The sequence below is a fragment of the Hydrogenophaga sp. GW101-3F08 genome (assembly GCF_059424585.1).
In genome coordinates, this window is sequence record NZ_JBWKZP010000006.1 from 19,421 (window position 1) to 41,344 (window position 21,924).

Here is a 21,924-nt window from a genome sequence, read left to right on the forward strand (position 1 = left end):
GGACCGCCGCCACAGGCTCAGCGGCGGCGCAGCCACCAGGCCATGGAGCCTTGCGCCAGCACCAGCGCGGTGTAGGTGGCCATCTTGCCGTCGCGGCCAAAGTACAACAGCCCGGCCAGCAGCACCAGCGCACCCACCCCCATCAGCGCCCACAGACCCGCCCGGGCACCCCAGCCCGAAGTGCGCGCACCTCGCCTGAGCATCAAGATCCAGAGCATCACGGCCACGGCAAAGGCCGGCGCCAGCAGGCCGGCAATGTGCCCCAGCAGAGCGAGAAATGTCATGAAATGTCCGATGGGCCGTCAATAAGGGATCAATTTTATAATCGGACCATGTCTGTCTGGACGCTCGGCATCAACCACCACACGGCTCCGCTCGATTTGCGGGGCCGCTTTGCGTTCGCCCTCGACCAGATCCAGCCCGCGCTGCACGGCTACCGCCAGAGCCTGGCGCGCCAACCCGAAGCCACCCTGCTCTCCACCTGCAACCGCACCGAGCTGTACGGCGCGGGCGATCAGGCCGCGGTGGAACCCACCCTGGAGTGGCTGGCTCACACCGGCGGCGTGAGCACCGAGGTGCTGCGCGACCACGCCTACGTGCTGCGTGAAGACCAGGCGGCGCGCCACGCGTTTCGCGTGGCCAGTGGGCTCGACAGCATGGTGCTGGGCGAGCCCCAGATCCTGGGTCAGATGAAAGACGCGGTGCGCGCCGCCAACGACGCCGGCGCCCTGGGCACCACGCTGCACCAGCTGTTCCAGCGCTCGTTCGCGGTCGCCAAGCAGGTGCGAACCTCCACCGAGATCGGTGCGCACTCCATCAGCATGACCGCCGCCGCCGTGCGGCTGGCCTCCCAGCTGTTCGAGGACATCAAGGACATCCGCGTGCTGTTCGTCGGCGCCGGGGAAATGATCGAACTGGCGGCCACCCACTTCGCCGCCAAGACCCCGCGCAGCATGTCCATCGCCAACCGCACGCTGGAGCGCGGCGAAAAACTCGCGAGCCGCTTCGGTGCCGAGGTGATGCGCCTGGCCGAGGTGCCCGAGCGCCTGCACGAGTTCGATGCCGTCATCAGTTGCACCGCCAGCACCCTGCCCATCATCGGTCTGGGCGCGGTCGAGCGGGCGCTCAAAAAGCGCAAACACCGCCCCATGTTCATGGTCGATCTGGCCGTGCCGCGCGACATCGAGATCGAAGTCAAGGCCCTGGACGACGTCTACCTCTACACGGTGGACGATCTCGCCGCCGTGGTGCAGACCGGCAAGGACAACCGCCAGGCGGCCGTGGCCCAGGCCGAGGCCATCATCGACGCGGGTGTGTTGAGTTTCATGCACTGGATGGAGCAGCGTGACCCCGCTGGCGGCATGGTGCCCCTGATCCAGCAGATCCACGCCCAGGCCGATCAATGGCGCAGCGCCGAGATGGCGCGCGCGCGCAAGCTTCTGGCCCGGGGAGAACCGGTGGAAGCCGTGCTCGAAGCCCTCTCACGTGGCCTGACGCAAAAGATGCTGCACGGCACCCTGGCCGAGTTGCGATCGGGCGACGCCCACACGCGCGCAGCCACCGCGCAGACCGTCTCGCGCCTGTTCCTGCGCGAGGAAGCGCCGAAACCCACCCGGGATTCCTAGGGCCGCTGGCCCGCCCGCCGCGGTCGCGCGCCCCTGCCAGCCGCCGGCCCCCACCCTTTCCGCTGTCCGCGCCGGCAGCCCGCTCCGTTCCCCCTGCTCTCCTCCACGCATGAAACCTTTTGTCCGCGACACCCTGATGCGACAGCGCGCCCGACTGCACGAGCTCGACGCGCTGCTGGCCGCGCCCGACGTGGTGGACAACATGGAGCGCTTTCGCGCCCTGAGCCGTGAACACGCCGAGGTGGGCGCCATCGTGGCGGTGTTCAACCACTACCTGCAGCGTGAGGCCGATCGCGCCTCGGCCGAGGATCTGCTGCGCGACCCCGAGATGGCCGAGATGGCCCAGGAAGAAATCGCCGGTGCCAAGATCGAACTGGAACAACTCAACGCCGAGCTGCAGCAGTTGCTGGTGCCCAAAGACCCGGACGACGAACGCAACGCCTTTGTCGAAATCCGCGCTGGCACCGGTGGCGACGAGTCGGCCCTGTTCGCGGGCGATCTGGCGCGCCTGTACACCCGCTACGCCGATACCCAGGGCTGGAAAACCGAGATCGTGAGCGAGTCGCCCAGCGAACTGGGGGGCTACAAGGAAGTGGTGCTGCGTATCGCCGGCCACGGTGTCTACGGGCAGCTGCGCTTCGAGTCGGGTGGCCACCGCGTGCAACGCGTGCCGGTCACCGAAACGCAGGGACGCATCCACACCAGCGCTGCCACCGTGGCCGTGATGCCCGAACCCGACGAGACCGAGGCCGTCAAGCTCAACCCCAGCGAGCTGCGCATCGACACCTACCGCGCCAGCGGTGCGGGCGGACAGCACATCAACAAGACCGACTCGGCCGTGCGCGTCACCCACCTGCCCACCGGCATCACCGCCGAATGCCAGGACGGCCGCAGCCAGCACAGCAACAAGGCCAAGGCCCTGCAGGTGCTGACCGCGCGGCTGCAGGAAAAGGACCGCAGCGAACGCGCCGCCAAGGAAGCCGCCACGCGCAAAGGCCTGGTGGGCACGGGCGACCGCAGCGACCGCATCCGCACCTACAACTTCCCGCAGGGTCGCCTCACCGACCACCGCATCAACCTTACGCTCTACAAACTGCTGCAGGTGATGGAGGGCGACCTGGGCGACGTGATCCATGCCCTGCAGGTCGCGCGCGGCACCGAGCTGCTGGCCGAGCTGGAAGGGAAGGCATGACCCCCTGCGCCGCTTCGCGTCTTCCCCCCACAGGGAGGACGCACCCTGTGGCCCGGCGAAGCCGGTTCCACGGGTGCCCTGGAGGGCGCTTCCTCATTCCAGCACCATGGGCGCTCTTCGGCGACGATTGAAATGACGTTGACCGACGCCCTTCGACAGGCTGCGGCCGCCGGCCTGGACCGGCTGGACGCCCAGATGCTGCTGCTGTTGGCGCTGGGCCGTGACCTGAATCACCGCGCCTGGCTGCTGGCGCACGACACCGACCCCCTGCCCGCCGAAGCCGCCACGCGATACGCCGACCTGGTGCACCGGCGCCTGGCCGGCGAACCGGTGGCCTACCTGGCGGGTATCAAGGCGTTTTTCGGTCTCCATCTGCGGGTGGACCCGCGCGTGCTCGTCCCCAGGCCCGACACCGAAACCCTGGTGCAGTGGGCGCTGGACGCGTTGGCGCCACCGCCCGTCCAGGCCCGCTTTCTGGATCTCGGCACCGGCAGCGGCGCCATCGCGCTGGCGGTGAAAGCCCAGCGGCCCGACGTGGCCGTGACCGCCACCGACGCCAGCGCCGACGCCCTGGCCGTGGCCCGCGCCAACGCCGAACGCCTGGGGCTGGCGGTGGACTTTCACCAGGGCTCGTGGCTGGCAGCGGTGCCTGGGCAACGCTTCGACGTGATCACGAGCAACCCGCCCTACATCGCCGAGGGCGACCCGCACCTGCCCGCGCTGCGGCACGAACCCCTCAGCGCCCTGACCGCCGGTGCCGACGGACTCGACGACATGCGCACCATCATCGCGCACGCCCACCACGCCCTGCGCCCGGGGGGCTGGCTGCTGCTGGAACACGGCCACGACCAGGCGCAAGCCGTGCGCGGCCTGCTCGATCAGCAGGGCTTTGAGGCCGCGGTCAGTCGCACCGACCTTGCGGGCATTGAGCGCTGCAGCGGCGCCCGCTGGCCACAGCAGCGATAATTGGCGCTGTTTCCGGGTCGCAACGACCCGTCCCGATCAGGAGTATTTGCCATGAGCGACGCCCAGACCCGTATCGACCAACTGGTCAAGTCCAACGACATCGTGCTGTTCATGAAGGGCAACGCGAGCTTCCCCATGTGCGGCTTCTCAGGCCGCGCGATCCAGATCCTCAAGGCCTGCGGTGTCGACCCCAAAACGGTGAAAACCGTCAATGTGCTCGACGACGACGAGATCCGCCAGGGCATCAAGGAATACAGCAACTGGCCCACCATCCCGCAGCTGTACGTCAAGGGTGAGTTCATCGGCGGCTCCGACATCATGATGGAGATGTACGAGTCGGGTGAGCTGCAGCAGACCATCAACGGCCAGGCCTGAAGCCTCCCTCGGCCCAATCCGAGCCGCCTGCGGGCGGCTTGTCTTTTCCGGCACATGGCCCCGTGCCGGTGCGTCTTTTCGCACACCCCCAGCCGTTGCAAGCAACTGTGGGCTTTTTGCCGGGCTTTTCGGCATTGAGGTCGGGCACGTCTTGTGCTTGAATGAAAACGCCGCCGAACCCCCACAAGGAGAACCGCATGAGCTCACGCAGCCTGGTCGCTTCACCCTCCCTCGGACTGCCCATCGCCCGGATGCGCAGCGTGTTCAGCGCCGACGAGGTCGAGCGCAAGCTGGCCCACCTGCAGGCCAGCGGCAACGAACGCGAGTACGAAACCTTGCGCAACACCTACCAGCGCATGCTCGAGCGCGGCCCGCAGCGCTTCGCCGTCAAACCCTCGGGCGTGCCCGACATGGCTCCGCTGTACGACCTGCTGCCCAATTTTGGTGAGGTGCTCGACGACGTGAAGCGCCACGTCGCGCTCAGCCAGGACAGCCGCGACAGCCTGGAAGTCACCCCCATCCTGCTGCTCGGCCCGCCCGGCGTGGGCAAAACCCATTTCGCCAAACAGATCGCCGACCTGCTGGGCACGAGCATGAGCCTGGTCCCGATGAGCTCGATGACGGCCGGCTGGCTGCTCTCGGGCTCCTCGTCGCAATGGAAGGGCGCCAAGCCCGGCAAGGTGTTCGAGGCGCTGGTGGACGGCCAGTACGCCAACCCGGTGATCGTGGTCGACGAGATCGACAAGGCCAGCGCCGACGCGCAGTACGACCCGCTGGGCGCGCTCTACAGCCTGCTGGAGCACGACACCGCGCAGAACTTCGTGGACGAGTTCGCCGACGTGCCGATCGACGCCAGCCAGGTGATCTGGATCACCACCGCCAACGACGAGCGCGCGATTCCCGAGCCCATCCTCAACCGCATGAACGTGTTCGAGATTGCGGCGCCCTCACCCGAGGCGGCCCGCCGGATCGCTCACCACCTGTACCAGTCGATCCGTGGCGAACACGACTGGGGCCAGCGCTTCGAGCCCGAACCCGCCGACGATGTGCTGGACGCGCTGGCGACCCTGGCCCCGCGCGAAATGCGCCGGGCCCTCGTCACGGCGTTCGGCAATGCCCGGCTGGACGACCGCTACCGCGTTGAGGCGGACGACCTCCCCAGAGCGGGTGCTGGAAAGGCGCGCATCGGGTTTCTGCAGTAGACCCGTTTGCGCAGTGCGAACGGTTTTTCACACTTTCGGGAGCGGGCCTGGCGCAAGCTCCGGGAGGATCCAGTTGCGGGCCGCAGCGTACACCGCATTGGGGTATTCGGGCCGCCCCCGGCTGCCGTTGTAGCGCCCCAGCGCCATATAGGTGTCCCCGCGTTCGCGGTCCAGGTAGTGACGCAGGATCACACAGCCAAAACGCAGATTGGTCTGCATATTGAACAGGCGTGAGGCATCCCCATCGCCGATCAGCCGCGCCCAGAACGGCATGATCTGCATGTAGCCCCGCGCGCCCACACGGGAAATGGCGAATTTGCGGAACGCGCTCTCGACCTGGATCAGGCCGAGCACCAGGGTGGTGTCCAGCCCGGCGCGGCGCGTTTCGTACCAGACGGTCTGCAGGAATTCGATGCGGGTCTGGAAGTCCGGTTTGCGCTTCTTCAAGCGCTCGCTCATGACACCAAGCCAGCGCAGGTGGGCCAGGCGCTTTTCGGTGTCGGCAAACTCGGGCACCGGCGGCGCACTGCTGGCGATGGCGGCACTGAGCACCGAACGCACGGAGTCGGCCAGAGGCTCTTCCGCCTGGCGACCGGCCCATGCACTGCCCGGTGCCACCACCAGACCCAGGCTGCCCAGCCCCAGCGCGCCGGCGCTGGTCAACCAGTCGCGGCGTCGCAAGGTACCGTGGTCGAACCTGTTCACCGGACGCATCTCCCCACGGTCATGCGCCGATCCGGCCCTTCAGGAACCCCAGAATCTCGGCCACGGCCACCTTGGTCGCCGCGGCATCGCGGCGGTGCTGGTACTCGACCTGGCCTTCCTTGATGCCACGGTCGCCAATCGTCACGCGGTGTGGCACACCAATGAGTTCCCAGTCGGCAAACATAGCGCCCGGACGCTCGCCGCGATCATCCAGCAGCACGTCCACGCCGGCGGCCACCAGTTGTTCGTGCAGCTGTTCGGCGGCGGCCTTCACCTCGGGACTGCGGTCCATGCCGATGGGGCAGATCACCACCGTGAACGGCGCAATCGCGTCGGGCCAGATGATGCCGCGCTCGTCGTGGTTCTGTTCAATGGCGGCGGCCGGCAGTCGCGTGATGCCGATGCCGTAGCAGCCCATTTCGAAATGCGCGGGTTTGCCGTCTTCGCCAAGGAAGGTGGCGTTCATGGCCTGGCTGTATTTGCTGCCAAGGTAGAACACATGGCCCACCTCGATGCCACGTTCAATCGCCAACGCACCCTGTCCGTCGGGCGAGGCATCGCCTTCAACCACATTGCGCAGGTCGGCCACCTGATCGGGCTCGGGCAGGTCACGCCCCCAGTTCACGCCCGTCATGTGGAAATCGGGCTCGTTGGCACCGCAGATCCAGTCGGCCATCACCGCCACCTCGCGGTCCACCACCAGCTTCACCGGCAGCTTCAAGCCGATGGGCCCCAGGTAGCCCGGCTTGCAGCCGAAGTGGGCGTCGATCTCGGACACCGTGGCAAAGCGGAAACCGGCGCCCAACCCGGGCACCTTGCTCACCTTGACCTCGTTCATGTCGTGGTCGCCGCGCAGCAGCAGCAGCCACACCTGGCTCTTCACGATCTCGCCCGCCTCGTTGAGCGAGTCGGTGGCCAGCACGAGCGACTTCACGGTCGTGGCCAGCGGCACACCCAGCAGTTCGGCCACGCCGGCGCAGGTGCTCTTGCCCGGCGTGGGCGTCTTGGCCATGGCGTTGGCCGCCGCCGGGCGCGGGCCCGCGGGCGCCAGTGCTTCGGCCTTTTCCATGTTGGCCGCGTAGGCGCTGCCCGGGCAGTAGACGATGGCGTCCTCCCCGGTGGCGGCGATCACCTGGAACTCTTCGCTCAGGTCGCCACCGATGGCGCCGCTGTCGGCCGCCACGGCGCGGTAGCGCAAGCCGAAACGGTCAAAGATGCGGCGGTAAGCGGCGGCCATGACCTGGTAGCTGGCCTTGGCGGCGGCCTCGTCGCGGTCGAAGCTGTAGGCGTCTTTCATGATGAACTCGCGCCCGCGCATCAATCCAAACCGTGGACGGCGCTCGTCGCGGAACTTGGTCTGGATCTGGTAAAAATTCTTCGGCAGCTGCTTGTAGCTGCGCAACTCCTGGCGAGCGATGTCGGTCACCACCTCTTCGCTGGTGGGCTGCACCACGAAGTCGCGGTCGTGCCGGTCCTTGATGCGCAGCAACTCGGGCCCCATTTTCTCGAAGCGCCCGGTTTCCTGCCAGAGTTCGGCCGGCTGCACCACCGGCATGGTGAGTTCGACCGCGCCGGCGCGACTCATCTCCTCGCGCACGATGGCCTCCACTTTCTGGATCACCCGCAACCCCATGGGCATGTAGCTGTAGATGCCGGCGCCCAGTTTCTTGATCATGCCGGCACGCGTCATGAGTTGGTGGCTGACCACCTCGGCATCGGCCGGGGCTTCCTTGAGGGTGGAGATGAAAAACTGGGAGGCTTTCATGGAAACGGCTGCCTGAGGCAGGATGGGTCGGATCAAAAAAGGGGAATCGGCTGAACGTCCGGTCGATGCCAGGTTGTGCCCCGACATCGGGATTTACCCCTCCCTGCGCGTCAACAGGTGGGCAATCACTTCGCAAGCCGCAGAGGGCGATGCATAATCCAGACAGTTCAAAAAATTGGGGTTGATTATGCTTGACAGAGAAGGCTTCAGGCCCAATGTCGGCATCATTCTGCTCAACCAGAGAAACCAGGTGTTTTGGGGCAAGCGGATTCGCTCGCACTCCTGGCAGTTTCCGCAAGGTGGCATCGACCGGGGCGAAACGCCCGAACAGGCGATGTACCGCGAGCTGCACGAGGAAGTGGGCCTTCAGCCCGAACACGTGTGCATCGTTGCCCGGACACGGGACTGGTTGCGCTACGAGGTGCCGGACCGTTTCATTCGCCGCGACGCGCGCGGTCATTACAAAGGCCAGAAGCAGATCTGGTACCTGTTGCGCCTGGTGGCACAGGACTGGCATCTGAACCTGCGCGCCACCAGCCATCCCGAGTTTGACGCCTGGCGCTGGCATGACTACTGGGTGCCGCTGGACGTGGTGGTGGAGTTCAAACGGGGCGTGTACGAAATGGCACTGACCGAACTGGCCCGCTACCTGCCCAAGAACGACAACCGCAACCGCTATCTGCGGGGGGGCGTGCGCCACCGCACGATCGAAGAAATGTCTGCGTCGATGCCTTGTACCGGCGTACCCGCTGGGCTGGAGTTGCCCCCCGGCGCATGCTTCGACCCCGACCCACAGACCGACATGCGCCCACAGGGCGTCACACACAAATGAATCCGCTACCCAAGCCAGCGCGCCGCGGCGCGCTGGGCATCGTTCGCGCCTGTTGCATGGTGTTTGCCGCCTTGGCCTGCCCGGCCATGGCACAAAAGCCGTTCGCAGAAGCTCCGCAGGCCCTGACGGCGACCCCACCATCGTTCAATGTGCAACGCCTGCAGACCTTTGAGGCCTCACCCGGCTCGGCTTTGGTCTATGGCATCGACCCGGCCACCCTCGTCGTGGACAACCAGGGCGTGGTGCGGTATGTGCTGGTGGCCCGCAGCGCCAGCGGTGCGCTCAACGTCCTGTACGAAGGCATCCGGTGCCAGACGGCCGAGTTGATCACCTACGCGCGCTGGGACAACCGTTCGGCCTGGAACATTGACGAAGCCGCCGAGTGGCGCCCCCTGTCATCCTCCGGTTCGACCCGTCACGCGATGAGCCTGGCGCGCGCGGCGGTGTGCGACGGCCCCACCCCCAACGGTGATGCATCCAACATCCTTCGAACCTTGAAGCGCGGCAGCGCGCCTGAACGTTGAGATACAACGGCGCGCGCTCAACCGCGTGCCAGCACCAGGTTGTCGCGGTGGATCATTTCCGGTTCGGCGACATAGCCGAGCAGGCGCTCGAAGTCGCTGGAGGATTTGCGGCACAGGAGCCGTGCCTCTGAACTTGCGTAGTTCGCCAACCCGCGGGCGATTTCTGCCCCGGCCGGATCACGCACAGCGATCACATCCCCGCGCGAAAACTCGCCCTCCACGGCGGTCATGCCGATCGGCAGCAGGCTCTTGCCTTCCCCCATGATCTTGCCCGCCGCACCCGCGTCGACCGTGACGGCCCCCCGCAGTTGCAGGTGGTCGGCCATCCAGCGCTTTCTTGCCTGGTTCTTCGGTGTCTGAGCCAGCAGGCAGGTGCCAATGGCTTCACCCTCGCACAGGCGCTGCAGGACCTGAGGCTCACGCCCCCAGGCAATGACGGTGGAGGCGCCCGAACCCGCCGCCCGTTTGGCCGCCAGAATCTTGGTAATCATGCCGCCCTTGCCGATGCCCGAGCCCGCGCCGCCAGCCATGGCTTCGAGCTGGGCATCTCCCGCACGCGCGACATGCACAAACGTCGCGCTCGGATCACGACGCGGATCGGCGGTGTACAGCCCCCGTTGATCGGTCAGGATCACCAGCACATCGGCTTCCACCAGATTGGCCACCAGCGCGCCCAGCGTGTCGTTGTCGCCAAACTTGATTTCGTCGTTGACAACCGTATCGTTTTCGTTGATCACCGGCACCACGCCCAGCTGCAACAGCGTGAGCAGGGTCGAGCGGGCATTGAGGTAGCGCTCGCGGTCGGCCAGGTCGGCATGGGTGAGCAACACCTGCGCACTGCCCACGCCACATCCGCGCAACTTGGTCTCGTACATCTGCACCAGACCCATCTGCCCCACAGCCGCCGCCGCCTGCAGCTCATTGATTTCCTTGGGCCGCACCGTCCAGCCCAGGCGTTTCATGCCCTCGGCCACCGCGCCGCTGCTGACCATGATCAGCTCGCGCCCCTGCTGGACCAGCGAGGCGAGTTGTTCGCACCAGTGCCCAATCGCCTCTTCGTCCAGGCCCCGGCCTTCGTTGGTCACCAGGCTCGACCCGACCTTGACCACAATGCGGCGCGCGGTCTTCAGCACGCCGGCCTGGTCCACCACGCCATTTGGATTCGTCACCACATCGCCCATGGGATTGTTTGTCTTGTACAGAGGGTTTCTGCCCTGCGCGCAGCGCTCATCAGACGCCGCGCGGGTCGTCCACGAAACGCGGGTCCACATCCACCGGTTGCTGATGCGACTGGAATTCCTTGGACAGGTATTCGTAGACCGACTGCACCAGCCGCTCACAGCCTTCGCGGGTCAGGGCAGATATCTCGAACACCGGCCCTTTGTACTTCAGTCGCTTGACGATGTCCTTGACACGGGTTTCGCGCTCATCGGCGCTCACCATATCCAGCTTGTTGAGCACCAGCCAGCGCGGCTTGTCGTACAGCTTCTGGTCAAACTTCTTGAGCTCCGCCACGATGGCCTTGGCTTGCACCACGGGGTCCACACCTTCGTCGAACGGCGCCACATCGAGCATATGCAGCAGCAACCGGGTGCGCTGCAGGTGACGCAGAAACTGGTGCCCCAGCCCCGCGCCCTCCGAAGCACCTTCGATCAACCCCGGCACATCGGCCACCACAAAACTCTTCTCAGGCGCGACCCGCACCACGCCAAGATTGGGATACAGCGTGGTGAATGGGTAGTCGGCAATCTTCGGTCGGGCATTGGAAATGGCGGCGATCAGCGTGGACTTGCCCGCGTTGGGCATGCCCAGCAGGCCCACATCGGCCAACACCTTCAGCTCCAGCTTGAGCGTGCGCTTTTCCCCCGCCCAGCCAGGCGTCTTCTGACGCGGCGCGCGGTTGGTCGAGCTCTTGTAGTGCATGTTGCCGAAGCCGCCATCGCCACCCTTGGCGATGGTGATCTGCTCGCCAGGCTGCAGCAGCTCGTGCAGCACCTCGCCGGTTTCGGCATCCGCGATGATAGTGCCCACGGGCATCTTCAACACGATGTCGTCGCCCTTGACACCGAACATGTCTGAGCCTTTGCCATGCTCGCCACGATGAGCCTCGAAACGCCGCGTGTAGCGAAAGTCCACCAAAGTATTCAGGCTGGCATCCGCCACCGCGTACACGTGGCCGCCACGGCCACCGTCTCCACCATCGGGGCCGCCAAATTCTTTGTATTTCTCATGCCTGAACGAGGCGCAGCCATTGCCACCATCGCCCGCAGCGACTTCGATCGTGGCTTCGTCTACAAATTTCATGACATGTATTCTCAGGAAAAACCAACACAAAAGGCCCGCATAGGCGGGCCTTTTGCAATCAAGACATCACCCGTGCGTTGCTGCGCCGATTCAAGGAATCCGGCAGCGGCACAGCGCCCCGTCTCAGACGGGCGTGATGCTCACCACGTGGCGGTTCAGTTCGCCTTTGACGGCGAAAGTGACATGCCCGTCAGCCGTGGCAAACAGGGTGTGGTCCTTGCCCAGACCCACGTTCACCCCGGGGTGAAACTTCGTGCCCCGCTGACGAACGATGATCGAGCCTGCGCTGACCAGCTCACCACCGAACGCTTTCACGCCGAGCATCTTGGGCTTGGAATCGCGCCCGTTTCGCGTAGAGCCGCCGCCTTTTTTCTGTGCCATGTTGACTTACTCCTCAGGCTGCGATCGACGAAATCTGCAGTTCGGTGAAATTCTGACGGTGACCTTGACGCTTCTGGTAGTGCTTGCGACGGCGCATCTTGAAGATGCTGACCTTGTCGTGCCTGCCATGCGCCAACACCGTGACCGTGACCGTTGCGCCGGAAACCAAGGGAGTGCCAACCTTGATTTCGGTGCCGTTGCCGACAGCCAGAACCTGGTCAAACACGATCTCTTGGCCCACATCCGCAGCAATCTGTTCTACTTTAATTTTTTCGCCAGCAGCAACACGATACTGTTTGCCACCGGTTTTTATGACCGCGTACATATGAACCTCTTGTAAAAAATCCACGAATGGATATTCAGCAGACCAAATTCCGCTGAACCTCTAATTTTAGCACGACCAGAATACCGCATCAAGTCGCAGCAGTCCGCCGCCAGCTTCATGGAGTGCGCGCACCCTGAGCCGCCCACACCGGCTTTCTATAATCGCGGCCTGCGCCCCAGACACCCCTCCTCAGACCGCTCGCATCTTGACCTCCACCTCACACCCCACATCCTCCCCTCTGGATTTGATCCATCCAGACATGCAACGGGTCGATCAGGTGATCGGCGAACGACTGACCACCGAGGTTCCTCTGGTCCGCGAAGTGGCCCAATACATCATTTCAGCGGGCGGCAAACGTCTGCGCCCTGCGCTGCTCCTGCTGGTCAGCGGCGCATTGGGCAGTCAGAGCCCACACCGCCACGCCTTGGCGGCGGTTGTTGAATTCATCCACACCGCCACCCTGCTGCACGACGATGTGGTGGACGAGTCGACCTTGCGCCGCGGCCGGGAGACGGCCAATGAACGGTTCGGAAACGCCGCCAGCGTGCTGGTGGGCGACTTTTTGTATTCACGCGCCTTTCAGATGATGGTGGATGTCAACGACATGCGGGTGATGCAGGTGCTGTCCGACGCCACCAATGTGATCGCGGAAGGCGAGGTGCTGCAACTCATGAACATGCACGACACCTCGCTGGACGAAGCCGCCTACCTGCGTGTGATCCGCTCAAAAACCGCCAAGCTGTTCGAGGCCAGCGCCCGACTGGCCCCCATATTGATGGGCTCCGACCCGCACATTGAGGCCATCTGTGCTACCTACGGCCAAGCGCTGGGCACAGCCTTTCAGGTGATCGACGACGTGTTGGACTATGAAGGCAGCGCCGGCGAACTGGGCAAGAATCTGGGGGACGACCTGCGTGAAGGCAAGGTCACCCTGCCGATCATCTGCGCGCTGCGCACCGCCACTGAAGCAGAACGCGCCTTGATTCAACAGGCCATTCAGCATGGAGATCTCACCCATCTGGACGACATCCTCTCCATCATTGTGCGAACCGGGGCTCTCACATCGGCCCGCAACAGCGCCATGACCGAGGCGCAAAGGGCCATTGATGCAGCCCGTCAGCTTCCCGCCAATGCCTACACCGAGGCTTTGCTACAATTGGCGGCTGGACTGCTGGAGCGACGCTCCTAAAGAGTTCTTGGAGACCTTCACGGCCTCCAAAAAAGATTGGCCACCAAGGCCCATCGGGGTGTAGCTTAGCCTGGTAGAGCGCTACGTTCGGGACGTAGAGGCCGGAGGTTCGAATCCTCTCACCCCGACCAGATTTTTCCCATTTCGCGAAACCGCGGGCCCTGGGCGCCCCAAGGAGGGCATGCCCTACCGTTCCGCAACCTCCATACAACGCCAAATGCGCGCGGATGCGCATTTTCGACACAAGTTGCCTGAATAGTGGCGGCCAAGTCGTTGATTTACGTTAGATTACAGGTTTATGGCATCTGTCGACACGGTGATCCAAGAGACCCCTTCCATGGCCCTGCCCGGCCTTGGTCGTGCGCTGGTGTCGGCGGGAAAACTGGGGCAGAAGGCCGCCGAAGACCTGTACAAGAAAGCACAGAGCAGCCGTAGCAGTTTTATCGCAGAACTGATCGGCTCAGGCTCGGTTTCCGCAGCGGACTTGGCCCACACCATGTCCACGGCTTTCGCCGCCCCGCTGCTGGATATGGATGCCATTGACGTCGAGCGATTGCCCAAAGGTTTGCTGGATGCGCGAATCTGCGCTGACTACCGTATCGTCGTCCTGAGCAAGCGGAACAACCGCCTGATGGTGGCCACGGCCGACCCTGCAGACCAGCAAGCGGCCGAAAAGATCAAGTTCGCGACCCAGATGGGTGTGGACTGGGTGATCGCAGAGTACGACAAGCTCAGCAAACTGGTGGAAGTCCAGACCACCACCGCCAACGAAGCGATGGACAACATCATCGGAGGCAGCGATTTCGAGTTCGACGACATGGTCACCGATACGGTGGTGGCCGACGCAAACGACAAGGCTTCAGAGGTCGACGACGCGCCAGTCGTCAAATTTCTGCACAAAATGCTGCTCGACGCGTTCAACATGCGCGCCTCCGATCTGCATTTCGAGCCGTACGAACACAACTACCGGGTACGTTTTCGTGTCGATGGTGAGTTGCGGGAGATTGCCTCCCCTCCGATTGCGATCAAGGACAAGCTGGCTTCCCGTATCAAGGTGATCTCCCGCATGGACATCTCCGAAAAGCGGGTGCCCCAGGACGGGCGCATGAAGCTCAAGGTGGGGCCTGATCGGGTGATCGATTTTCGGGTCAGCACATTGCCGACGCTGTTCGGCGAGAAGATCGTGATCCGTATTCTGGACCCGAGCAGCGCCAAGGTAGGCATCGACGCGCTGGGCTATGAACCGGAGGAGAAGGCGCGGTTGATGAACGCCATCAGCCGGCCCTACGGCATGGTGCTCGTGACCGGACCCACCGGCTCGGGCAAGACGGTGTCGCTTTACACCTGCCTGAACATACTCAACAAACCGGGCATCAATATCTCGACGGCCGAGGACCCCTCCGAAATCAACCTGCCGGGCGTCAATCAGGTCAACGTCAACGAAAAGGCAGGGTTGACCTTTGCGGCGGCCCTCAAGGCATTCCTGCGCCAAGATCCCGACGTGATCATGGTTGGTGAGATTCGCGATCTGGAGACCGCTGACATCTCCATCAAGGCGGCTCAGACGGGCCACATGGTGCTCTCGACCCTCCACACCAACGATGCGCCGACCACGCTCACACGGATGATGAACATGGGCATTCCCACGTTCAACATCGCTTCCAGCGTGATCCTGATCACGGCACAACGTCTGGCGCGCAGGCTGTGCGCCACTTGCAAGGCACCGTTGGACGTTCCTCGCAAGGCTCTGATGGATGCCGGGTTCAAAAGCGAAGACTTGGACGGTACCTGGACGCCCTACAAACCGGTGGGTTGCTCAGCATGCAACAACGGCTACAAGGGGCGCGTCGGTATCTATCAGGTCATGCCAATTTCCGAAGAAATCCAGCGCATCATTTTGCGGGGCGGAAGCGCGCTGGACATTGCCAAGCAGGCCAGCGCCGAAGGTGTGCGCACCCTGCGCGAATCGGGACTGCTTAAGGTCAGACAAGGCATGACCTCGCTGGAAGAAGTTCTGAGCGTTACCAACGAATGAGTTCACGCTAGACACAGGAATCCGAAAACACCATGGCAACTGCTGCATCCAAAGGTATCAAGGACTTCGTCTTCGAGTGGGAAGGCAAGGACCGCAATGGCAAGACGGTTCGGGGCGAGACCCGGGCGGCCGGCGAGAACCAGGTGTTGGCGGCGCTGCGCCGGCAGGGGATCGTGCCAGGCAAGGTGAAAAAGCGGCGCACGTCTTCCGGCAAGAGAATCAAACCCAAGGACATCGCGATTTTCACGCGCCAGCTGGCCACCATGATGAAGGCCGGTGTACCCCTGCTGCAGGCCTTCGACATTGTCGGTCGCGGCAACCCCAACCCCAGCGTGACCAAGCTGCTCAACGACATCCGCAGCGACGTGGAAACGGGCACGTCGCTCAGCGCGGCCTTCCGCAAGAACCCGCTTTACTTCGACAGTCTCTATTGCAACCTCGTGGAAGCGGGTGAAGCGGCCGGTATTCTGGAAGAGTTGCTCGACCGTCTCGCGGTCTACATGGAGAAGACCGAGGCCATCAAGTCCAAGATCAAGTCGGCGTTGATGTACCCCATCTCGGTGATCATCGTGGCCTTTGTCGTGGTGGCGGTGATCATGATTTTCGTGATTCCGTCGTTCAAGCAAGTGTTCACCTCTTTCGGTGCCGACTTGCCCGGGCCCACCTTGTTTGTGATCGCCATGAGCGAGTTCTTCACCGAGTACTGGTGGCTGATTTTTGGCGGCCTCGGTGGCGGTTTCTACTTTTTCATGCAGGCGTGGCGCCGCAATGAAAAGGTCCAGATGTTCATGGACCGCCTCATGCTAAAGATGCCGATCTTTGGCGCGCTGGTGGAGAAAGCGGTCATTGCCCGCTGGACCCGCACGCTCGCAACGATGTTCGCGGCGGGCGTGCCTCTGGTCGAAGCCTTGGACTCGGTGGGAGGAGCTTCCGGCAACTCGGTCTATGCCATTGCAACCGAGAGAATCCAGCAGGAAGTTTCAACCGGCACCAGCCTGACCAACGCCATGACCAATGCCAACCTCTTCCCGTCCATGGTGCTGCAGATGTGTGCCATTGGCGAAGAGTCGGGCTCCATTGACCACATGCTGGGCAAGGCTGCCGACTTTTACGAAGCGGAAGTGGATGACATGGTGGCCGGTCTGTCCAGCCTGATGGAGCCCATCATCATCGTGATTCTGGGCACCATCATTGGTGGCATCGTGGTTTCCATGTACTTGCCCATCTTCAAGCTGGGCCAGGTGGTTTGATGCCGGATGCGGGCGTGCTGGACGCAGCGCTTCTGGGTGTGCTGGGTTTGTTGGTGGGCAGTTTTCTCAATGTGGTCATCCACCGTCTGCCCAAGATGATGGAGCTGCGTTGGACGGCCGAATGCGCGGAGCTGCATCCCTCATCTGCGGACCCGGTGCAGCAGGCCCAGAGCGCTGACCCCGAGCCATTCAACCTGCTTGTTCCGCGCTCCCGTTGCCCGCACTGCGGTCACACGATCCGCTGGTTTGAGAACATCCCGGTGCTCAGCTACCTGGCATTGCGGGGCAAATGCCGCAGCTGTGCGGCCCCTATCAGCCTGCGGTATCCGATGGTGGAGCTGGTCGGCGCGGCATTGTTTGCATGGTGCGGCTGGAATTGGGGCCTGACCGCGGAGGCCCTGGCCTGGTGCGGCTTTTCGGCTGCCGTCCTCGCACTCGCCTGTATCGATTGGGACACCACCCTGCTGCCCGATGACATCACCCTGCCCCTGCTCTGGGCGGGCCTGTGCGCAGCAGGCCTGCGTCTGACCGACACCGCCCTGCCCGATGCCCTCTGGGGCGCAGTCGCTGGTTATCTCTCGCTGTGGCTGGTGTACTGGGCCTTCAAGCTGGTGACCGGCAAAGAAGGCATGGGCTATGGCGACTTCAAACTGTTCGCAGCCTTTGGCGCCTGGTTTGGCTGGCAAGCGCTGATCCCGGTCATTCTCATGGCGTCTGTCGTTGGTGCTGCGGTTGGCATAACCATCAAACTCCTGGGCCAATTGCGTGAAGGCGGCTATGTCCCTTTCGGTCCCTTCCTGGCAGTGGCGGGCCTGACTTCAATGATCTTTGGTCCATCGGCCATCGTGTCCTTCATCGGCCTCTGACCGAGCCATGACCGCGCGCACCATCCTGCGCCTGGGACTCACGGGAGGCATCGGCAGCGGCAAGAGCACCGTGGCCCGCTTGCTGCAGGACCGGGGAGCCACCGTGATCGATGCCGATGCCATTTCCCGTGCCTGCACGCTTGAAAATGGCTCGGCCATCCCCGCCATCGCTCAGACCTTTGGTCAGGATTTCATCACCCCGGATGGGGCGCTGGATCGCCCACGCATGCGCGACCATGTGTTCACCCATCCCGAGGCCAGACAGGCCCTTGAGGCCATCGTCCACCCCCTGGTGCGCGCCGAAATCCGGCGACTGGCGGCCGCATCCAGCTCACCATGCCTGGTATTTGACGTGCCGTTGCTGGTCGAATCGGCGGAGTGGCGCCAGCAGCTAGACCGTGTGCTGGTGGTGGACTGTTCAGAGGAAACGCAAGTCCGCCGCGTGACCGAGCGCAATGGCTGGGACCGCGACACCATAGAAGCCGTCTTGCGCAGCCAGTGTCCGCGCGCACAGCGACTGCTCGCCGCCGACATGGTGATCTTCAACGATGGTTACCAGATCGAACCCTTGCGGCGTCTGGTTGGTCTGCTCGCCGATGAGTTCGGGCTATGATGAAAGCCCCGCCCGACGCCTTTCCCTGCGAAGCTCCGCCGCTGTGATCCTGTACGAATACCCTCTCAACGAACGCATACGAACCTACCTGCGGCTGGAGCAGTTGTTCCGCCGCCTGGCCGAGTTGGTACCACGCAGCCACGCGCTGGATCATCACTACGCCATCCAGACCATTTTCGAAATCATGGACGTCGCCTCACGCGCCGACATGAAGTCCGACGTGCTCAAGGACATCGAGCGGCAGAAACAGCAGCTCAACAGCTACCGGGGCAACCCGGCAATTGCGGAGCAGGTGCTGGACGGTGTCATTGCCCAGCTGGATGGCTGCTTCACCCGGCTCAACCAGCTCGCAGGCAAAACGGGCCAGTCTCTGACCGAGAACGACTGGCTCATGAGCATCCGCAGTCGCATCGGCATCCCCGGGGGCACCTGCGAGTTCGATTTGCCGGCCTACTTTGACTGGCAGCACCACGGCACGGAACAGCGCCAAGCCGATCTACAGCGCTGGTCCGAGCCGCTGGCACCGTTGGCCGAATCCATTGTGCTGCTCCTGAAGATGCTCAGAGACTCTGGATCACCGCAAAAAGTGGTGGCGCCGGCTGGTCAGTTCCAGCAGAACCTGCCGCAAGGTCGCAGCTTCCAATTGCTGCGTTTGCGCATCGATCCCTCGCAGGGTTTGATACCCGAAATCAGCGGCAACCGCTTGATGCTTTCAGTGCGGCTGATGCGCCAAGGGGATGACGACCGACTGCACCCGGCGCAGGAAGATGCCGCCTTCGAACTGACCCTCTGCGCTTGAGGCGGCCCATGGTGAACACGGCCCACGAGGCCCCGATCAAGACCGTGCGTTGCCCTGGCTGTGGAGGACCCAGCGTGTACGGTCCGAGCAACCGGTTCCGCCCGTTCTGTTGTGAACGCTGCAGGAACATGGATCTGGGCGCCTGGGCCAGCGAACGCTTCAAACTGCCTGAGCAGCTGCCCAACACCGATCCGGATTTCGAACAGAGCTGAAAGATTTTTTGCGGGACCGTGCTCAAACGGCCTGTTCGGCGGCCAGCCATTCGAGAACCGGCACCGTTCCGGCCAGCACCGGACGACAGCGAACCGGCAGACGCTCCCAGCTGAACTGCTGCCCCTCATGCATGTGCAGTGTGCCTGTCCAGTCGAACACCTTGCAGAAATGCAACCGCACCAAAGCATGCGGATAGTCCACGAGCGATTCCCTCCAGGCGTGCACGATGCCTATCGTCACCCCGATTTCTTCCTGCAACTCGCGCCGCAGGGCCTGCTCCACATTCTCGCCGGCTTCGAGCTTGCCTCCCGGAAACTCCCAATAGCCCGCATAGACCTTGCCTTCGGGCCTGGACGTCAGCAGAAATTCACCGGTCAGGCTGATCAAGATCCCCACCGCCACCTCCACCACCAGCCGGCCCTCGGGATCGCTGCGCTGGCGGTCGGCATCGACCACCAGAACCCCATCACCCATGGCAATTGCCCCGAACCAACCCCTTGCCAGGAAGGCAATGGTGGTCCATTGGCGCCACAAGGGCCAACATGTCAGCCTCGCGCCGCATGTGTCCCTGCGTAGTCACGCGCGAACTGGTAGGCCACCCGGCCACTGCGCGATCCCCGCTCCAAGGCCCAGACCAGGGCCAGCGGACGGGCCGCTTCGATTTCGTCCGCAGGCACGCCAAAGGACGACAACCACTGAGCCACGATAACCAGATACTCGTCTTGGCTGAAAGGATAAAAACTCACCCACAAGCCAAAGCGCTCGGACAACGAAATCTTCTCCTCCACCACCTCGCCAGGATGCACTTCGCCATCGGTGGTGTGGGTGTAGCTGAGGTTTTCCTTCATGTACTCCGGCAGCAGATGGCGCCGGTTGCTGGTGGCATAAATCAGCACATTCGGGCCGGCGGCCGACACCGAACCGTCCAGGATGGATTTCAGGGCCTTGTAGCCCGGCTCACCGTCCTCGAAGCTCAGATCGTCGCAGAACACGATGAAGCGTTCGGGACGCTCCGCCACCACGTCCACGATATCGGGCAAATCCACCAGATCGGCCTTGTCCACCTCGATCAATCGCAGCCCTTGCGCAGCGAACTCGTGAAGACAGGCCTTGACCAGTGACGACTTGCCGGTGCCACGCGCGCCGGTCAGCAGCACGTTGTTGGCCGGCCGCCCCTGCACGAATTGATCGGTGTTGCGCCGGATCTTGTCCTTCTGACCATCGATCTCCTGCAGATCGGTCAGACGCATCGCACCCACATGGCGCACCGGCTCCAGCACCCCATGGCCGCTGCTGCGTTTGCGGTAGCGAAACGCGACCGAAGCCGACCAGTCAGGGGCCCCCAACGGCTGCGGCAACACGGACTCGATGCGCGAGATCAGTTGCTCCGCCCGCTCCAGCAAACGTTCGAAATTCGGATTCATGTCAGGTCCCGCAACTCAGCCCAGCCAGGAAAGCCACAGCCTTGGGTATGCAACGGCCCGCTTGCGGAAGACATGCGCCCTCATGACCGGTAGTCGGCGTTGATCGTCACGTAGTCGTGGCTGAAATCACAGGTCCACACCGTTTCGGTGGCGGTTCCACGACCCAACCCGATGCGCACCAGTATCTCGGCTTCCTTCATCACGCGTTGGCCGTCTTCCTCGCGATAGGCCGGATGGCGGCCACCAGCGGTGACCACGTGCACATCGCCCAAATGCAGATCGATCTTTGTCACATCCAAGTCGGCAATGCCAGCGTAGCCCACAGCGGCGAGGATACGCCCCAGGTTCGGATCGCTGGCGAAGAAGGCCGTCTTCACCAGGGGTGAATGCGCCACCGCATAGGCCACCTGCAGACACTCCGCCGCCGTGCCTCCCCCTTCGACCTGCACCGTGATGAACTTGGTGGCCCCCTCGCCATCACGGACGATGGCATGTGCCAGATGCTGCGCCACCGGCGTGAGTGCTGCCAGCAAGGCCAGCCCGTCCGGGCCGTCCAGATCGGTCACGGCGGCGTTGCCCGCCTGACCGGTGGCCACGACCACGAACGAGTCGTTGGTGGAAGTGTCGCCATCCACGGTCACACGGTTGAACGACACATCGGCCAGACGGCGTGCCAGGGCATTCATGAGCCCGGGATCGACACAGGCATCTGTGGCCACGAAACCGAGCATGGTGGCCATGTTGGGCCGGATCATGCCGGCCCCCTTGGCGATACCGGTGACACTGACTGTGCGCCCACCCACCGTGGCCTGACGGCTGACCGCCTTGGGCAGAGTGTCGGTGGTCATGATGCCTTCCGCGGCCGACAGCCACTGCTCGCCGCCCGTCACGGCAGCCTGTGCAGCGCTTTCAAGCGCCGCGGGCAGGCCGGACAGCAGCCGCTCCAGCGGCAGCGGCTCCATGATCACACCGGTCGAAAACGGCAGCACCTGCTCGTGCTGCACACCCAGCGCCAGCGCCAGCGCGGAACAAGTCTGGCGGGCATGGGCGAGCCCAGACTCGCCGGTGCCGGCATTGGCGTTGCCGGTGTTGATGACCATGACCCGGATCGCGCTGCCAGATCCCAGATGCTCACGGCACACCTGCACAGGCGCTGCGGCGTAGCGATTCTGGGTGAACACCGCACCCACGGCGCTGCCCTCATCGAGCAGGAAGACCGTCAGATCCTTGCGGTTGGCTTTGCGGATGCCGGCCTGAGCGACACCGATGCGCACACCGGGGATGGCCAGCAGATCCCCGGCCTGGGGAGGATTGAGAAGAACAGGCATGAGACTCCTTG

The 21,924-nt window shown here is 63.7% G+C and carries 24 protein-coding genes and 1 tRNA gene; 15 read left to right on the plus strand and 10 right to left on the minus strand.

The genetic code is table 11. The features are described 5' to 3' along the window. Nucleotides 1–17: 17 nt before the first annotated feature. A complete protein-coding gene (locus AC07YZ_RS15745; RefSeq protein ID WP_226491852.1) occupies nt 18–284 on the minus strand; it encodes a hypothetical protein in 267 nt (88 codons plus the stop codon). Between the two features lie 48 nt (nt 285–332). Here AC07YZ_RS15745 and hemA point away from each other — a divergent pair, with 48 nt between their 5' ends. From hemA to AC07YZ_RS15770, 5 genes are all read left to right on the plus strand, one after another. Further along, nucleotides 333–1,625, plus strand: a complete 1,293-nt coding sequence (gene hemA, locus AC07YZ_RS15750) for a glutamyl-tRNA reductase (protein WP_226491851.1) — start codon at nt 333–335, stop codon at nt 1,623–1,625. 109 nt (nt 1,626–1,734) lie between these two features. After that, the gene (gene prfA, locus AC07YZ_RS15755) at nt 1,735–2,817 is read left to right on the plus strand and encodes a peptide chain release factor 1 (RefSeq protein ID WP_494795419.1); all 1,083 of its coding nucleotides are present in this window, start codon (nt 1,735–1,737) and stop codon (nt 2,815–2,817) included. A 132-nt stretch (nt 2,818–2,949) separates the two neighbouring features. Beyond that, nucleotides 2,950–3,783 carry a peptide chain release factor N(5)-glutamine methyltransferase gene (gene prmC, locus AC07YZ_RS15760; RefSeq protein ID WP_494795420.1) on the plus strand — a complete coding sequence of 278 codons (834 nt, stop codon included), beginning with the start codon at nt 2,950–2,952 and terminating at the stop codon, nt 3,781–3,783. Nucleotides 3,784–3,834: 51 nt separating this feature from the next. Further along, nucleotides 3,835–4,158 (plus strand): Grx4 family monothiol glutaredoxin, encoded by a 324-nt coding sequence (grxD, locus tag AC07YZ_RS15765; RefSeq protein WP_226491848.1) that lies wholly within the window; start codon nt 3,835–3,837, stop codon nt 4,156–4,158. Nucleotides 4,159–4,355: 197 nt separating this feature from the next. Then, nucleotides 4,356–5,360 carry an AAA family ATPase gene (locus AC07YZ_RS15770; protein ID WP_226491847.1) on the plus strand — a complete coding sequence of 335 codons (1,005 nt, stop codon included), beginning with the start codon at nt 4,356–4,358 and terminating at the stop codon, nt 5,358–5,360. A gap of 27 nt (nt 5,361–5,387) precedes the next feature. On the opposite strand, the gene AC07YZ_RS15775 is transcribed toward AC07YZ_RS15770, so the two are convergent. Next, nucleotides 5,388–6,065: a lytic transglycosylase domain-containing protein gene (locus AC07YZ_RS15775; RefSeq protein ID WP_413465729.1), complete on the minus strand. Its 678-nt coding sequence runs from the start codon at nt 6,063–6,065 to the stop codon at nt 5,388–5,390. Between the two features lie 19 nt (nt 6,066–6,084). Beyond that, entirely contained in the window at nt 6,085–7,830 is a 1,746-nt protein-coding gene (locus AC07YZ_RS15780; RefSeq protein ID WP_494795421.1) for a proline--tRNA ligase, read from the minus strand. Between the two features lie 187 nt (nt 7,831–8,017). Here AC07YZ_RS15780 and AC07YZ_RS15785 point away from each other — a divergent pair, with 187 nt between their 5' ends. Beyond that, entirely contained in the window at nt 8,018–8,662 is a 645-nt protein-coding gene (locus AC07YZ_RS15785; protein WP_226491845.1) for an RNA pyrophosphohydrolase, read from the plus strand. After that, nucleotides 8,659–9,186, plus strand: a complete 528-nt coding sequence (locus tag AC07YZ_RS15790) for a CNP1-like family protein (RefSeq protein WP_494795422.1) — start codon at nt 8,659–8,661, stop codon at nt 9,184–9,186. The genes AC07YZ_RS15785 and AC07YZ_RS15790 overlap by 4 nt, the downstream gene beginning before the upstream one ends. A 17-nt stretch (nt 9,187–9,203) precedes the next feature. Here AC07YZ_RS15790 and proB read toward each other — a convergent pair whose 3' ends face one another. The 4 genes from proB to rplU form a co-directional block, all read right to left on the minus strand. Beyond that, the gene (proB, locus tag AC07YZ_RS15795; protein ID WP_494795423.1) at nt 9,204–10,367 is read right to left on the minus strand and encodes a glutamate 5-kinase; all 1,164 of its coding nucleotides are present in this window, start codon (nt 10,365–10,367) and stop codon (nt 9,204–9,206) included. 49 nt (nt 10,368–10,416) lie between these two features. Beyond that, a complete protein-coding gene (gene cgtA / locus AC07YZ_RS15800; RefSeq protein WP_226491842.1) occupies nt 10,417–11,490 on the minus strand; it encodes an Obg family GTPase CgtA in 1,074 nt (357 codons plus the stop codon). Nucleotides 11,491–11,613: 123 nt separating this feature from the next. Continuing rightward, the gene (rpmA, locus tag AC07YZ_RS15805) at nt 11,614–11,871 is read right to left on the minus strand and encodes a 50S ribosomal protein L27 (protein ID WP_068174371.1); all 258 of its coding nucleotides are present in this window, start codon (nt 11,869–11,871) and stop codon (nt 11,614–11,616) included. 13 nt (nt 11,872–11,884) lie between these two features. Beyond that, nucleotides 11,885–12,196 (minus strand): 50S ribosomal protein L21, encoded by a 312-nt coding sequence (gene rplU / locus AC07YZ_RS15810; RefSeq protein WP_068174372.1) that lies wholly within the window; start codon nt 12,194–12,196, stop codon nt 11,885–11,887. A gap of 259 nt (nt 12,197–12,455) precedes the next feature. Between rplU and AC07YZ_RS15815 the strand changes: the two genes are divergently transcribed. The 8 genes from AC07YZ_RS15815 to AC07YZ_RS15850 all read left to right on the plus strand — a co-directional run bounded on the left by AC07YZ_RS15815 (nt 12,456) and on the right by AC07YZ_RS15850 (nt 19,160). Continuing rightward, on the plus strand, nt 12,456–13,385 hold the full coding sequence (locus AC07YZ_RS15815; protein WP_494795424.1) for a polyprenyl synthetase family protein: 930 nt from the start codon (nt 12,456–12,458) through the stop codon (nt 13,383–13,385). A gap of 54 nt (nt 13,386–13,439) precedes the next feature. Next, a tRNA-Pro gene (locus AC07YZ_RS15820) sits at nt 13,440–13,516 on the plus strand. 167 nt (nt 13,517–13,683) lie between these two features. Next, a complete protein-coding gene (gene pilB / locus AC07YZ_RS15825) occupies nt 13,684–15,420 on the plus strand; it encodes a type IV-A pilus assembly ATPase PilB (RefSeq protein ID WP_226491840.1) in 1,737 nt (578 codons plus the stop codon). A 32-nt stretch (nt 15,421–15,452) separates the two neighbouring features. Next, nucleotides 15,453–16,670 carry a type II secretion system F family protein gene (locus AC07YZ_RS15830; protein ID WP_226491839.1) on the plus strand — a complete coding sequence of 406 codons (1,218 nt, stop codon included), beginning with the start codon at nt 15,453–15,455 and terminating at the stop codon, nt 16,668–16,670. Beyond that, nucleotides 16,670–17,536, plus strand: a complete 867-nt coding sequence (locus AC07YZ_RS15835) for a prepilin peptidase (RefSeq protein WP_226491838.1) — start codon at nt 16,670–16,672, stop codon at nt 17,534–17,536. Before AC07YZ_RS15830 ends, AC07YZ_RS15835 begins: the two co-directional genes overlap by 1 nt. A 7-nt stretch (nt 17,537–17,543) precedes the next feature. After that, a complete protein-coding gene (coaE, locus tag AC07YZ_RS15840; RefSeq protein WP_494795425.1) occupies nt 17,544–18,149 on the plus strand; it encodes a dephospho-CoA kinase in 606 nt (201 codons plus the stop codon). A gap of 43 nt (nt 18,150–18,192) precedes the next feature. Further along, complete coding sequence (gene zapD / locus AC07YZ_RS15845; RefSeq protein ID WP_226491836.1) at nt 18,193–18,948, plus strand: cell division protein ZapD; 756 nt, start codon at nt 18,193–18,195, stop codon at nt 18,946–18,948. 8 nt (nt 18,949–18,956) lie between these two features. Beyond that, the gene (locus AC07YZ_RS15850) at nt 18,957–19,160 is read left to right on the plus strand and encodes a DNA gyrase inhibitor YacG (protein ID WP_226491835.1); all 204 of its coding nucleotides are present in this window, start codon (nt 18,957–18,959) and stop codon (nt 19,158–19,160) included. A 22-nt stretch (nt 19,161–19,182) separates the two neighbouring features. On the opposite strand, the gene AC07YZ_RS15855 is transcribed toward AC07YZ_RS15850, so the two are convergent. From AC07YZ_RS15855 to argJ, 3 genes are all read right to left on the minus strand, one after another. Next, nucleotides 19,183–19,635, minus strand: a complete 453-nt coding sequence (locus tag AC07YZ_RS15855; RefSeq protein ID WP_494795618.1) for an NUDIX domain-containing protein — start codon at nt 19,633–19,635, stop codon at nt 19,183–19,185. Nucleotides 19,636–19,706: 71 nt separating this feature from the next. Continuing rightward, complete coding sequence (locus AC07YZ_RS15860; RefSeq protein WP_494795426.1) at nt 19,707–20,585, minus strand: ATP-binding protein; 879 nt, start codon at nt 20,583–20,585, stop codon at nt 19,707–19,709. Between the two features lie 80 nt (nt 20,586–20,665). Next, nucleotides 20,666–21,913, minus strand: coding sequence for a bifunctional glutamate N-acetyltransferase/amino-acid acetyltransferase ArgJ (gene argJ / locus AC07YZ_RS15865; RefSeq protein ID WP_494795427.1), 1,248 nt, complete (start codon nt 21,911–21,913; stop codon nt 20,666–20,668). Nucleotides 21,914–21,924: the final 11 nt, after the last annotated feature.

Coding starts and splice junctions, on each gene's coding strand:
- AC07YZ_RS15745 (WP_226491852.1), bottom strand. CDS start 284: ATGACATTTCTCGCTCTGCTGGGGCACATTGCCGGCCTGCTGGCGCCG.
- hemA (WP_226491851.1), top strand. CDS start 333: ATGTCTGTCTGGACGCTCGGCATCAACCACCACACGGCTCCGCTCGAT.
- prfA (WP_494795419.1), top strand. CDS start 1,735: ATGAAACCTTTTGTCCGCGACACCCTGATGCGACAGCGCGCCCGACTG.
- prmC (WP_494795420.1), top strand. CDS start 2,950: ATGACGTTGACCGACGCCCTTCGACAGGCTGCGGCCGCCGGCCTGGAC.
- grxD (WP_226491848.1), top strand. CDS start 3,835: ATGAGCGACGCCCAGACCCGTATCGACCAACTGGTCAAGTCCAACGAC.
- AC07YZ_RS15770 (WP_226491847.1), top strand. CDS start 4,356: ATGAGCTCACGCAGCCTGGTCGCTTCACCCTCCCTCGGACTGCCCATC.
- AC07YZ_RS15780 (WP_494795421.1), bottom strand. CDS start 7,830: ATGAAAGCCTCCCAGTTTTTCATCTCCACCCTCAAGGAAGCCCCGGCC.
- AC07YZ_RS15785 (WP_226491845.1), top strand. CDS start 8,018: ATGCTTGACAGAGAAGGCTTCAGGCCCAATGTCGGCATCATTCTGCTC.
- AC07YZ_RS15790 (WP_494795422.1), top strand. CDS start 8,659: ATGAATCCGCTACCCAAGCCAGCGCGCCGCGGCGCGCTGGGCATCGTT.
- proB (WP_494795423.1), bottom strand. CDS start 10,367: ATGGGCGATGTGGTGACGAATCCAAATGGCGTGGTGGACCAGGCCGGC.
- cgtA (WP_226491842.1), bottom strand. CDS start 11,490: ATGAAATTTGTAGACGAAGCCACGATCGAAGTCGCTGCGGGCGATGGT.
- rpmA (WP_068174371.1), bottom strand. CDS start 11,871: ATGGCACAGAAAAAAGGCGGCGGCTCTACGCGAAACGGGCGCGATTCC.
- rplU (WP_068174372.1), bottom strand. CDS start 12,196: ATGTACGCGGTCATAAAAACCGGTGGCAAACAGTATCGTGTTGCTGCT.
- AC07YZ_RS15815 (WP_494795424.1), top strand. CDS start 12,456: ATGCAACGGGTCGATCAGGTGATCGGCGAACGACTGACCACCGAGGTT.
- pilB (WP_226491840.1), top strand. CDS start 13,684: ATGGCATCTGTCGACACGGTGATCCAAGAGACCCCTTCCATGGCCCTG.
- AC07YZ_RS15830 (WP_226491839.1), top strand. CDS start 15,453: ATGGCAACTGCTGCATCCAAAGGTATCAAGGACTTCGTCTTCGAGTGG.
- AC07YZ_RS15835 (WP_226491838.1), top strand. CDS start 16,670: ATGCCGGATGCGGGCGTGCTGGACGCAGCGCTTCTGGGTGTGCTGGGT.
- coaE (WP_494795425.1), top strand. CDS start 17,544: ATGACCGCGCGCACCATCCTGCGCCTGGGACTCACGGGAGGCATCGGC.
- AC07YZ_RS15850 (WP_226491835.1), top strand. CDS start 18,957: ATGGTGAACACGGCCCACGAGGCCCCGATCAAGACCGTGCGTTGCCCT.
- AC07YZ_RS15855 (WP_494795618.1), bottom strand. CDS start 19,635: ATGGGTGATGGGGTTCTGGTGGTCGATGCCGACCGCCAGCGCAGCGAT.
- AC07YZ_RS15860 (WP_494795426.1), bottom strand. CDS start 20,585: ATGAATCCGAATTTCGAACGTTTGCTGGAGCGGGCGGAGCAACTGATC.
- argJ (WP_494795427.1), bottom strand. CDS start 21,913: ATGCCTGTTCTTCTCAATCCTCCCCAGGCCGGGGATCTGCTGGCCATC.